This window comes from Formosa undariae (genome assembly GCF_042427615.1).
GTDB lineage: Bacteria > Bacteroidota > Bacteroidia > Flavobacteriales > Flavobacteriaceae > Formosa > Formosa undariae.
The window spans coordinates 1-12,820 of sequence record NZ_JBHMEZ010000030.1; the positions used below are offsets into that span (position 1 = coordinate 1).

Annotated in this window: 11 protein-coding genes; 5 read left to right on the forward strand and 6 right to left on the reverse strand. The window is 34.6% G+C overall.

Going from position 1 to position 12,820, the window contains the following annotated elements:
* Nucleotides 1-112: 112 nt before the first annotated feature.
* Nucleotides 113-1,075, reverse strand: coding sequence for a GTP pyrophosphokinase (locus ACFFVB_RS16340; protein WP_382384299.1), 963 nt, complete (start codon nucleotides 1,073-1,075; stop codon nucleotides 113-115).
* Between the two features lie 718 nt (nucleotides 1,076-1,793).
* Between ACFFVB_RS16340 and ACFFVB_RS16345 the strand changes: the two genes are divergently transcribed.
* Complete coding sequence (locus tag ACFFVB_RS16345) at nucleotides 1,794-2,888, forward strand: autotransporter outer membrane beta-barrel domain-containing protein (RefSeq protein ID WP_382384300.1); 1,095 nt, start codon at nucleotides 1,794-1,796, stop codon at nucleotides 2,886-2,888.
* Nucleotides 2,889-3,153: 265 nt separating this feature from the next.
* Nucleotides 3,154-5,133, forward strand: coding sequence for a protein-disulfide reductase DsbD family protein (locus ACFFVB_RS16350; RefSeq protein WP_382384301.1), 1,980 nt, complete (start codon nucleotides 3,154-3,156; stop codon nucleotides 5,131-5,133).
* 89 nt (nucleotides 5,134-5,222) lie between these two features.
* Here ACFFVB_RS16350 and ACFFVB_RS16355 read toward each other — a convergent pair whose 3' ends face one another.
* On the reverse strand, nucleotides 5,223-6,215 hold the full coding sequence (locus ACFFVB_RS16355) for a DUF1028 domain-containing protein (RefSeq protein WP_382384302.1): 993 nt from the start codon (nucleotides 6,213-6,215) through the stop codon (nucleotides 5,223-5,225).
* Between the two features lie 29 nt (nucleotides 6,216-6,244).
* The gene (locus ACFFVB_RS16360; RefSeq protein ID WP_382384303.1) at nucleotides 6,245-7,006 is read right to left on the reverse strand and encodes an NAD(P)-binding domain-containing protein; all 762 of its coding nucleotides are present in this window, start codon (nucleotides 7,004-7,006) and stop codon (nucleotides 6,245-6,247) included.
* 220 nt (nucleotides 7,007-7,226) lie between these two features.
* Between ACFFVB_RS16360 and ACFFVB_RS16365 the strand changes: the two genes are divergently transcribed.
* The 3 genes from ACFFVB_RS16365 (at nucleotide 7,227) to ACFFVB_RS16375 (ending at nucleotide 9,790) form a co-directional block, all read left to right on the forward strand.
* Nucleotides 7,227-7,817, forward strand: coding sequence for an acetate uptake transporter (locus ACFFVB_RS16365; protein ID WP_382384304.1), 591 nt, complete (start codon nucleotides 7,227-7,229; stop codon nucleotides 7,815-7,817).
* Nucleotides 7,818-8,008: 191 nt separating this feature from the next.
* Nucleotides 8,009-8,911: a KPN_02809 family neutral zinc metallopeptidase gene (gene ypfJ, locus ACFFVB_RS16370; protein ID WP_382384305.1), complete on the forward strand. Its 903-nt coding sequence runs from the start codon at nucleotides 8,009-8,011 to the stop codon at nucleotides 8,909-8,911.
* 45 nt (nucleotides 8,912-8,956) lie between these two features.
* Nucleotides 8,957-9,790, forward strand: coding sequence for a 2OG-Fe(II) oxygenase (locus ACFFVB_RS16375; protein ID WP_382384306.1), 834 nt, complete (start codon nucleotides 8,957-8,959; stop codon nucleotides 9,788-9,790).
* Between the two features lie 9 nt (nucleotides 9,791-9,799).
* Here the strand turns inward: ACFFVB_RS16375 and ACFFVB_RS16380 are convergent, their stop codons facing one another.
* The 3 genes from ACFFVB_RS16380 to ACFFVB_RS16390 are packed head-to-tail and all read right to left on the reverse strand — an operon-like array spanning nucleotide 9,800 to nucleotide 12,802.
* Nucleotides 9,800-11,002, reverse strand: a complete 1,203-nt coding sequence (locus ACFFVB_RS16380; RefSeq protein WP_382384307.1) for an MFS transporter — start codon at nucleotides 11,000-11,002, stop codon at nucleotides 9,800-9,802.
* A gap of 13 nt (nucleotides 11,003-11,015) precedes the next feature.
* A complete protein-coding gene (locus ACFFVB_RS16385; protein ID WP_382384308.1) occupies nucleotides 11,016-12,257 on the reverse strand; it encodes an ATP-binding cassette domain-containing protein in 1,242 nt (413 codons plus the stop codon).
* Between the two features lie 2 nt (nucleotides 12,258-12,259).
* Nucleotides 12,260-12,802 carry a pyridoxamine 5'-phosphate oxidase family protein gene (locus tag ACFFVB_RS16390; protein WP_382384309.1) on the reverse strand — a complete coding sequence of 181 codons (543 nt, stop codon included), beginning with the start codon at nucleotides 12,800-12,802 and terminating at the stop codon, nucleotides 12,260-12,262.
* Nucleotides 12,803-12,820 lie beyond the last annotated feature (18 nt).

Genomic DNA, 12,820 nt, shown 5'->3' on the forward strand with positions numbered 1-12,820 from the left:
CTTTTGCCATAGCCAAATCAGGATTAACCTATGATAATAATTATAGAAGTGTTTTAGTAGGAAATTAATGAGTTTTTACTTGTTTTTTACCACAGTACTTTGTTAGCACCAGTTATTTTGTTTCTAGTAAAAAATTAATTAACCAAATAATAGATGCACCTCTTTCAAAACCACTTGCATCCGTGTTAATAAAATCGTTTTGTTCATTTGAAATGAACTCTTTTTCATTTGCTAAATAGAGTTCTTCAAGTTGTTTAATATTTTCTATTCCAAGTGCCTTAATTTGACCTATAAGTTTGTCGCTAATTAAATCAGGTGCTTCGCCATATGAGATGAAAACTTCTACTCCACAATCAGCAATTTTATCTTCTATTCTGATGACATTGTCATTTGTTGTTATGAACGAAATTAGAGAAGCTTTATCTATTCCAATCTGTCCAGGTTTTTCTTTTACACCTTTGCCTACTTTAGCTTCGTATTCTAAAATTGTTGATTTCAACTTGACAAATTCAATGTCAGCTTGTTCTAATAAAGCCGCAACTCTATAAAATGTCCTTTTGGCAGATGAAGGAATCTCAAATTCTCCTTTATATCCCAAATCGTGTTCTATTTCAGCCCAAGAATGTTGTAGAATACTTCTTATTTGGAATTCAAATTTTATTTGTTTATAGTCTGAGTATTCTGACAATTTAGTTCTCTCTTCTTTTAAATTTGCTACATAGTGTAGACTTCGATAACCAAATTTATCAGTTTCGCTTTTTCGTTTATCAATGGAGTTCTTTTTGTCAATCTCAAATTCTTTTTTTATGATACTTGCTATTTGGTCTATTTCGTCTTCAAAATATGTTATTATTCGGATACCAACTATGTCAGTAATGTTAGCAAGATTTTCATATTTATTATTTTTTCTTAAGATTTTCTTTTTTAGACTTTCTTTATCTTTAACTCTTGTTTCAATTTGATGTGTCTTTATTCCTTTTTGTTCTAGTAAGGATGTTACAAGAGCTTTTAATGTTGTTGAAAGATTAACTAATTTAATCTTTGATTTATCATATTCTTCTAAAATACTCTTCATTTTTCTTTAATTGGTGCTAACATACAAGTAAACGCACAGTGCATTTACTCCTATTATATTTATACCAAATATATTAAATAAATGTTTAGAGATGTAAAGTATAGTGAATAGGCTCTAGGCTTCTTTCTCATTTACGTGCGTACGACTAGAAAAACGGGAAGCAAACTGTTGAACTAATTACGCGGTTAAAATTTTTAGTTGTTTTTTAGATTTGAGGGGGATTAGCAATTAGAATGGGTGTAGACTAATACTTTTGCTCTGGAGACAACTGTAATTGTTCACTGTTTGTAAATGAGTGAATGGGTTTAAATAATCTTAACCGTATTAGACTTTAAAAAATAAGATCTCATAATTTACTTTTTTTAAGTAGATCTAATTGAACGCGTGTTCATTTTGCATGACTAATACCTGTTTTGTGCCATTTAGAATACTAAGGTTTAGATATTTGGCGTGTTTGTGTTTTGTAATTTTTCACCTGTAATAGTTTTTTTTTAAAATCTTTTAAATTATTTTTGAAATGTGAAAGAAATCTTAAAAAGCTAAAATGGCAGTAGTTATAGAGGCTAAAGTAGATGTTATAATCAGTTTAGATTTGCCATAGCCTTATACTATTTAATCAAGCACCGTTTGCTTATAACGTATAAATAGGGATAACGGTTATTAAATAAACTGATGTATAAGCAAAAAAAATAAACCAATTAATCAATTTTAAACCCGCATGAAACAACTCTCAATCCTGTTATTAGCAGCATTATTTACTTTGCCTTTTCAAACATCTGCTCAAGAATTAAAGTCTGATGTGCAAGATTCCAGTGTATACCCTTACGTATTACCAGTCTGGGGACAAAAAGTAGTAGACAAAGGTTTTGGAGACCAACTTCAACTTCCATTTGGTGTAAACTTGAATTATGTTAATGTATTCATGGATTTGGATATTACAGAGTTTGGCTTGGAAGTAGGAGGTAGAGATTTCTCTGATGTATTAAATGTTGAAACTTTAAATTTCACACAAGTAAGTGCGACTACAAACGGTTTAAATTTTAGAGCAGATGCTTGGGTGTTACCTTTTCTAAGTGTATACGGATTGATGTCTGCGGTAACAGGAGGGACACAAGTGGCGCTTCAGCCAACATGGAAGGATGCTACGGGTGAAATTATTTTACAGCTACCAGAATTTTCATCGGAAGTCGAGTTTGATGCCCGAACATATGGGATTGGTGCCACTTTGGTTTTTGGATGGAATAACTATTTCTTAAGTACAGATTTTAATTATTCACGTACAGATACAGAATTATTAGAAAATCAAGTAGGTTATGCTACGTTATCGGCTAGAGGCGGGTATCGTTTTGGACTATCTCAAAAGAAAAAAGATCTTTTTATAGCACCTTACGCTGGAGTGATGTACAGAAATTTTGTTGGATCTAAAGGAAACTCAGGAGGAATCGGGTTAGATGAAGTTTTTCCTGAATTAGATGCAACGTTTAATGAAACTGTAGATGCAAAAATTGCGAGTAACGAAGATATTATAAACGCTCCAGGTACAACTCCTGCTGAAAAAATTAAACTACAAGCTCAAAATCAAGCCTTAACTACAATTGAGGAAAGAGTAAATGAAAGTGGTCTGTTTTCTACTAGAGTGGATTATGAAATTAGAAAAGAATTGGTTCAAACAGTTACTTTTCAGATGGGATTCAATATGCAGATTAATAAAAATTGGATGCTAAGAGGAGAATATAGCCTTTCTGATGCTCAACGTTTTCTCTTAACAGGATTGCAATACCGTTTTGGTGTTAAGAAAAAAGGAATGAAATAAAAGCTTAAATTATTTAAGTACATTATACCATGAAACAGCTCTTAAAAAGGCTGTTTTTTTTATTGCGAATTCTAGGTGTTAATTAATTTCTTATTAGCGATTCATGGGATTCGGCTTAAGATCGTATCGTTAATACATTAAACGTTAATTAGTTTATAAAGGAATGGGAGTTTTGGTAGTAGTAGGCGTATATTTGCAGCTTATTGAAAAACAAATTTTTTTATTTAAGACTATTTATTTAATCCTCTTTTACTTTTCAGTTACTATGAAGCATCTCTTATTTGTTCTCTTATTTACGCTCAGCCTAACTTCTTTTTCTCAAATTCTAGATCCTGTAAAATGGTCGACGTCTGTAGAGAAAGTTTCAGATACTGAATATAAGTTAATTACAACTGCCAATGTGGATATCGGTTGGCATTTGTATTCGCAATTTGTACCCGAAGGCGGACCAATTCCAACAACGTTTATATACGATAATTCTGAGGAAACTTTTAGTTTAGAAGGGAATACAAGCGAAGGTGAAGGACATGTTATAGATGATCCTATCTACGAAATGAAAATTAAATTACTTGAAGGTCAATCAAAATTTGTTCAGAATATAAAAGTATCGCAACCCATTCAGACAGTACATGGTTTTGTTGAATTTATGGTGTGCGACGATACCAGATGTTTACCTCCTGCAGAAGTAGAATTGGAATTTATTCTCGAAGAATCTTCATCTGCAGTCGCTAAAACTGCCGTAATAGATAATGCTCAAGAAAAAATATTAGAAAATAACATTGAAGACACCGAGAAAGCAGCAACTAACAAAGGACTATGGTCTATCTTTTTTATCGCCTTTCTTTCAGGTTTCGCAGCCTTATTAACACCATGTGTGTTTCCTATGATTCCGATGACGGTGAGCTTCTTTACTAAACAAAGTAAAACGAAGGCAGCAGGTATTAAGAATGCTATTATTTATGGCGTTAGTATTATTGTAATCTATGTGTTATTAGGAACTGCAGTCACCGGAATATTTGGTGCGAGTGCCTTAAATGCCTTAGCAACTAATGTGTGGTTTAATATCATTTTCTTCATATTATTGGTGGTTTTTGCCACGTCATTCTTAGGAGCTTTCGAAATTGTATTACCAAATTCTTGGGCAAACAAAGTAGATTCTCAAGCCGATCGTGGTGGTTTAGTAGGGATTTTCTTTATGGCCTTAGCCTTGGCAATAGTGTCATTTTCTTGTACAGGACCAATCGTAGGAACTCTTTTGGTAGAGTCGGCTTCTAAGGGTGGATTAGCACCTATTGTTGGGATGTTCGGATTCTCGTTAGCCATTGCATTGCCATTTGCATTGTTTGCCGCATTCCCAGGCTGGTTAAATTCTTTACCCAAATCTGGAGGTTGGTTAAATACCGTTAAAGTGGTTTTAGGATTCTTAGAATTGGCTTTAGCGTTTAAATTTTTATCTCAAGCCGATTTGGTTTTACAAACACACTTCTTAGAACGTGAAGTCTTTATTGCAATTTGGATTGCTATTTTCGGAACGCTTGCATTTTACCTGTTTGGGAAAATACAATTACCGCACGATTCGCCTTTACCGCATATTTCGGTAGGTCGATTAAGTTTAGGACTTATCGTATTGTCGTTCACAATTTATATGATTCCTGGGCTTTGGGGAGCACCTTTAAATCTTATTAGTGCATTCCCGCCACCACAAGAATATAGCGAATCGCCTTACGGAGTCGGATTTTCTAAACTTGGAGGGGGAGCTAGTGCAGCAACGCATGCCGAATTGCCAGATGGAGCACATTTGTTAGCGCCTCACGATATTATGGCCTTTAACGATTACGACAAAGGTGTGGCCTATGCCAAGAAAATTGGAAAACCTATTATGTTAGATTTTACGGGTTGGGCTTGTGTGAATTGTAGAAGGATGGAGCAAAACGTTTGGCCAGAGCCAGGGGTTTTAAATATCCTTAAAAATGAAGTGGTATTAATTTCATTGTATGTAGATGATAAACGTCCGCTTGAAGCAGGTGATGTTGTAGAATCTCAATTAAAACCAGGAAAGAAATTAAAGTATATCGGACAAAAATGGAGTGAATTACAAACCATAAAATACAAATCTAATTCGCAACCGTTTTATGTGATTATAGATCACGACGAAGAGAACTTAGTCGAACCTGTGGCGTATCTTCCAGACGCTACAGAATATCAAAAATGGTTAGAAATGGGAGTCTCTAATTTTAAAGAATAGCGGTTTTAGTATTAAGACCTTTAAAACAATAAAAAAGGCTTTGTTATATAAGTAATAACAAAGCCTTTTTTAGTTTGTAACTTTAGAGATTAGAGTTTTAAAATACGATCTAATTCGCTTTTAGAAACCGTTAATAGTCCAGACTTGGGTAAACGTTCTGTCATTGTTCTCCAGTTATTATCTTTTTCGAAAATAGATTTAAAAACAGGTAAAGCATCATCCAATTGTCCTGAATTGGCCATGGCAATGGCCGTCCAATATTTCATTTCTAAATTTTCTGGAAACATACGTTGTGCTGTGCCGTAAGCGTTCATAGCTTTTTCCATATCGCCATGCTCTACAGCTAAATCGCCTTCATTCATAAAATTATACGCATTATGCACCTTTAATAAGCGTTCTAATTCTACTAAAGGTTCTGCGCTATCTTCAACATTTAAATTAACCAATTTGTCTTGCCAAGCATGTGCTGCCAGTTTAGGTCCAACGACAATTAATGCCGCCGATTGTCTCCCGCGAATGTCTCCGCCTGCGGCTTGAGCGGCTTGTAACACTTTAACAATACGTTCGGCCAAAGGTAAATTACTATGCGTTTTAAAAGCACGTTCCATGGCAGGCACAACGGCGTCGTTAAGCATCATATTTGCTTGTACAGAAAAATTATCTCCTATAATGTGATATGCAGATGTTACACAATTGGCTCCTGTAAAAGCATCTACATTACCATTGACATCTAGCATAGCGACCTGACGAAAATCTCGACCCTCATCTTGTTTTACTAAGGTTTGTAAAGCGTCTTTCGCAGAGGTGCCGCTTTGCATTAATTTCAATCCGTTAGGACCGTAAGCCGGATTTACAAACGATTGGGTGGCTACAACTCCAACACCAGATTTTCCCCAAGCGACGATACTTCCTACGTTAAACCAATGGCTTTGCACGCCAACGGCCATTTCTCCTGTGTTAATGTCTTTAGCAACGATAGAAAAGGTGTGTGCAAATTGATCTTTATAAGCTTGTGCGAATGAAAACTGTGTTAGAAATACAACAGCGATTAGAAATACGGATTTAAATGTGTGACTATGCATAGACTAGTTGATGAGTGATGTTTTAAGGATTAATAATCCATTAAATTAGAATATTTAAAGGTATAATGTAATACCGATATGAATTTTTTTGGACTTATTATTTTATATGTGTTTTCAGATTCAGGATCTAAAATGGGACGTAAACGGTCTACTTTAGCCATTTCTTTAATGTAGAAGTCGGCACGTTTAGGATGCGAGTCTGCACACGCATTAAATGTCTCATTCCAGATATTTTGTTCAATAATAGCCATTAATATACCAATACAATCGTCCTGATGAATAAGATTTATAAAGCCTTCAGGGTTGGGAATGGTATTGTGCGAACGAATAAAGTTGCCCGGTTTTCTGTGGTAACCAAACAATCCGCCGAATCTGATAATGGTCGATTGGAAAGATGTATTACGTCTGAAAAGGTTTTCAATTTGAGCTAACGGACTATCATTTGTAGGGCTTTCTTCTGTAACAACGCTGTTGGAACTCGGGTAGACCGAAGTCGAGCTTATGTAAATTACAGATTGGATAGACGAGGTTTCTATCTGTCCTATTAGTCGTTTGAAACTCTCAATATCTTTTGATGTAATTAGAACAATTAAAATATCTGAATTTAGAAATTCGGACGATATGATGTCGTCATTGGTATGTATTAAATAGGGGGAAATGTTAGCCGATTCTAATTCTATTAATTTATCTTCTGTGGTAGTCGACCCTTTTACTGCGTGTCCTTTTGCTAATAAAGCTTCTGCTAGCGGAAAACCTAGCCAACCACATCCTAAAATACTTATGTTTTGCATTGTTGTGTTCTGTTTTTTGAAATATACTTTTTCGTTTTATTAAAAACTCTAAATTAAATATAATATATATGTATAAATTTCGTAATTTTTGACCGTTATTATTGTGATTATCTCTAAAATGCGCGTGTTAGCGTTGTTTTTGTCAATGTCATTATAAATGCGAAAGATCAAAAAAATAAAATATAAATCAGAATATAAATATTAATAACTAACTAAACCAATGGAAAACTCTACAGTAACAATTATTAAAGACACTTCAGCCAATCCTGGTCCTTTAGGACTTTTAGCTTTTGGAATGACAACCGTTTTATTAAACCTACATAATGCAGGTTTTTACGAGCTAAATTCGATGATTTTGGCCATGGGGATTTTCTACGGTGGATCGGCACAAATTGTTGCTGGAATTTTGGAATCTAAAAAAAATAATGCCTTTGGGATGACTGCATTTATATCATACGGTTTTTTCTGGCTAACATTGGTAGGATTACTGTTAATGGAGGAATTAGATATCTATGAAGGTACTTCGACAGCAGGAATGATTGCGTATTTTATTATGTGGGGGATTTTTACAGGTCTATTTTTTATTGGAACCCTTAGAATTAGTAAAGCGCTTCAAGTTGTATTTGGAAGTTTAACCATTTTATTTTTCTTATTGGCTTTAGGCCGATATACAGGAAGTGAACTTATAGGAACGATTACTGGTTACGAAGGCATATTTTGTGGTGCTTCTGCTATTTATGCCGGTGTTGGTACTTTATTAAATGAAGTTTATGGGAAGGTGATAATGCCTCTAGGTCCCGTAACTAAATAAAATATAGAAGTTTTAAAGCTTAAATACTTTAACCTCAACTGCTATTTCAGTTGGGGTTTTTTGTTGAATCTAATTAGAGTTTTGGAGATATAAGTCGCTAATCATTTAAAATTTTATAGTGTAGAACTAAATTTAGAAGAGTAAATTTGATTAATTTTAAATCAACTAACTAACTTAATTACAATCATAATATGAAATGGCAGGGCAGAAGACAAAGTTCGAACGTAGAAGATAGAAGAGGTCAAAGTGGACCTAGTTCGGGAGGTGGTTTTGGAGGAATAAGCCCAATGTTATTGATTCCTTTAGTTAGAATGTTATTCTCTAAAAAAGGATTAATTGTAGTTGGAATCGTGGTATTATTATCTGTGGTTACAGGTTATAACCCGTTAAATTTAATTAGTAAGTTTTTAGGCGGAGGACCTATACAAACAGAGTCTTCTAACTACCAACCCACTGAAAAAGATGAAGAGTTAGCACAATTTAGTACAACTATTTTAGCGAGTACCGAAGATGTTTGGAACCAGCTTTTAACCAATTATCGCGAACCTACTTTAGTGCTTTTTACTGGGTCTGTAGCTTCTGCTTGTGGTGCTGCTTCTAGTGCTACCGGTCCTTTTTATTGTCCTGGTGATGAAAAATTATATTTAGACCTTAGCTTTTTTGATGAAATGGAACGCCAAATGAATGCTCCTGGCGATTTTGCTCAGGCGTATGTTATTGCTCACGAAGTAGGACACCATGTTCAGAAAATCATGGGGATTACAGATAAAATGCAACAATTAAGAAGTCAGCTCAGTGAGACAGAATACAATAAATACTCAGTGCGTTTAGAACTTCAGGCCGATTATTTTGCAGGAGTTTGGGCCCATCATTCTCAACAAATGACACAAATGATGGAAAGTGGGGATTTAGAAGAAGCTTTAAATGCGGCTAATGCTATTGGGGACGACCGTTTACAAAAGCAATCTACAGGACGCGTGGTGCCAGATTCGTTTACTCATGGAACTTCAGAACAGCGTATGCGTTGGTTTAAAAAAGGTTTTGTTTCTGGAGATGTATCTAAAGGCGATACGTTTAATGCAAATCCGCTTTAAGAATATGAAATTTTACACTTTTTAGGTAGATTAAATGGGATCAAAATGAGTGAATATGCTATGGATAGAAACAGTTTGTCTAAACTAATTATAGAGAGATTAACAACCGAAAAAGAAGCTTTAAAGCATCAGTTTGAAGCCTCAAAACATAAAATAGGATATTTTTATATCGATGATATCTTGCCTAAGAATCTGGCAGAAGAACTTCATAAGCAGTTTCCTACTGCCGAAGAAATGGTGCTTAAAAAAAGCTTACGTGAATACAAACATGTAGCCGCTCAAATGGATAAATACAATCCCATTTTGGAAGAAGCTATTTATGCTTTTCAGGATGATGCTATAGTGAAATTGGTGAGCGAAATTTGTGGAGTAGACGATTTATTTCCGGATGAAAACCTATATGCTGGAGGACTTTCAGCCATGCAAAACGGACAGTTTTTAAATCCGCATCTAGATAATTCTCATGATAAAGATAGAAGTCGTTGGCGCGTATTAAATTTGTTATATTATGTATCTCCAGATTGGCACGATAATAATGGCGGGCATTTAGAACTTTGGCCAGACGGACTAGAATCGCCTCAAACTATAGTGCATTCTAAATTTAATAGACTGGTTGTAATGGCTACACATAAAAAATCATGGCATTCAGTAAGTCCTGTTACAGCAAATGCTTCAAGACAATGTGTGTCTAATTATTACTTTTCAAATAGTCCGTTACAAACAACAGATACATTTCACGTTACTACATTTAGAGGCAGACCAGAACAAAAAATTACCAATCAGATTCTAAAGCTAGATTCATTCTTACGGATGAATCTTAGAAAAATATTTAAAAAGGGAATTGTAGAAAATCCGCACGTTTACAAAAAAGAAGACTAACAGTTGTAGCTAAACTTTAGTCCGCTCATTCTTTAAAGCAATTAACCCTAAAATAGGACCAAGAGCTAAAGCTAAATATATAAAAGAAGGATTAATTACGGTTTGTAAATAACCTAGAGTCTGAATGCTTACAATAGTGATGGAAAAGCCAATACAGTTAACAATGGTAAGTGCACTCCCTTTAGTTTCCGGAGCTGTATTGTTAGCAATCAAGGTTGAGAATAGCGGAGAATCTGCCACGACAACCATGCCCCAAAATATTAAAAATACGATAAAAGCAACTTCAAAATTAATGTAGAAGCTAAGCGGAGACAATAGACAGCAAATCCCAGATGCTAGTAAAATGTAAAAAGCCGATGTTTTTGTGCCTTTATATTTAGAGATAATACCACTTAGACAACAGCTTAAACATCCGCTACCAATTACCAAAAATGATATTAAAGCAATGTTTAATTGAGCTTCAGGGTGGAGTGTATTGTAGGTTTTTATCATTAGTGGTGTAAACGCCCAAAAGGCATAAAGCTCCCACATATGTCCGAAATATCCAAATGAAGCGGCTTTAAATGCTTTGTCTTTAAATAGTTTAGAAAGTATAGAGAAATCTATTTTAGAACTCGATTTTCTAAACGGTCCATTAGGGACGAAAATTACAATTAGCAATCCTCCTAAAACAGAAAGTAAAGACGTTGTGTAAATTACGGTTTCCCAAGGCAGTTCTTCCGTAACAGTGCTTAAAAGATGCGGGAATGCTGTGCCCAGAACCAATGCGCCAACTAAAAATCCGAGAGCTTTCCCTAAACCTTGATTGTAATAATCGGTGGCGATTTTCATCCCTACGGGGTAAATTCCAGCAAGGAAGAAACCTGTTAAAAATCGTAATATTAGTAAAATTGTAAGCGTTTGCCCCTTTAGTACCAATCCGAGATTAAAAACAGCTGCTAAAATAGCACTTATCATAAAAACTTTAGAAGGCGAGTATCTGTCTGCAATAGTAAATATAGCAAATACAAATGTTCCTATTATAAATCCAAATTGCACTGAAGATGTAAGAAAACTTAATACAGAAGCATCTAAATGATAGACTTGAATAAGGTCGTCCATAACGCCATTTCCAGCAAACCAAAGTGAGGTACAACAGAATTGAGAAATTATAATAAGCGGTAAAATGCGTTTAGGAATCTGTTCTGTTGTACTTGGTTTAGTTTTTGTCATTTACAATGCTATTCTAATTAGCTGATGTTGTCTTTCGTATTGAACCCTGATCGGTATGTTCTAATTCAAAAATGTGTGTTGGTTTTAATTCGGGTTCTGCTTTATGCGATACATATAGTACCGCGGTATTACTTTCTTTAGCAATTTTCTGAACTAAACGTATAAAAACCATGGCTCCCTTATCGTCTAAACCAACTGTAGGTTCGTCTAAAAGAATTAAAGGCGGGTGTTTAATCATCGCTCTACAAATTAAAATTAAGCGTTTATTGGTTTCCGAGAGGTAAAAATAATTGATGTCTTTTATCGTGTCCAAACCTATTAATTGCAACCATTGTTTCGCTAAATTAACTTCTAAATCTGTAGGAACCTGATATAAGCCAATACTGTCTTTTATACCCGAAATAATCATGTTTAAAGCAGTGTGTTGTCCTTTAAACAAATGCATCATACTCGGCGTAAAATAACCAATATTGCGTTTTATATCCCAAACAGCTTCCCCAGAACCACGTTTATAACCAAACAGATAAACCTCTTGTCCATATGCTTTAGGGTTGTCTCCAATCATCATCGTTACTAGAGTCGATTTTCCTGTACCGTTAGCGCCTTTTAATTCCCAGAATTCCCCTTGATTAATGGTCCAACTAATGTCTTTTAAAATCGGTTTGTCGTTATACGATACATTAACTTTCTTTAATTCGATTAATGTTTCTAGCGCTGGCTTTGCCTGCTTCGAAATCGGTTTAGGAAGCGGATCTTTAAATTCTACATCGTTATCATGGTCTTGATTTAAATATTCTGATAACTGTAAAATAGAGAATGCATTATTTTTATATTCTAGGATATATTGAATACAAGGTAGAATCTCATCTTTTCGACTGAAGAATTGTACAATTGGAGTGTCTTCAGAAATTGAAATTATACGTTCTTTTAATTTTGAAACATTGCTTACATCTAAAGAATCAAACGGATTTACAAGGACTAAAAATTGAGGATTACCTTTTAAAAGATGATCGAATAATGCTTTTTTTCGTTCACCACTAGAAAGCGTTAGTAGTTTTCTTTTAGAGTGTTGTGTTAAGGTGTAGTCGTCGTGTAGTAATTCATCATTTATAAATGTATCCAAAGTGTCATCCGATAAGAATGTACCTTCTTTGTCTTTAAAACCGGATAAAACCGAGGAGTCTGATGTTGTAATGAAGTTTATGTAATCTTTAGTAGTTGGTGCTTTTGTAATGTTTATAGCAATATGTGTCATAATTATCTAATAATTTCAGTTTCAAAACCATCAATACTTTCTGTGTTTTTATCGATCCAATATTGTGCGATGCCTTCAGGACCTTTTTGTGTTGCCCATTGATCTAAAGTGGGTCTGTCTGCTTTGAAATCCATAAATGGAACGCCGAAACCACAAGACGTTTGTACTAAATCTACATCCATTTCAATAATTTGTCTAGAACCAATAGCGTCAGGGAATAAACTGCTATAGTTTTGAAAAGCATCATCTCTTGGATGAAAAATGGTCGCGTTTCCGTAAAGTCTTAAAATAAGAGGTTTGCCTTCAAACGCACAAAACATAATGGTCATGCGGTTATTTTGTAAGAGATGTGCCGCAGTTTCGTTTCCGCTTCCAGTTAAATTAAGCCATACAATTTTGTTTTTATTAATGACTCTAAAACTATCTGTGCCTTTAGGAGATACGTTAACTCGGCCTTCTGTAGCAGCTGTGCCAACAAAAAAGAGATGCTGATTTTTAATAAAATCTTCTATATGAGGTGCAATATGATCTATTTTTTTACCCATGAATATCCTGTTTTAGTG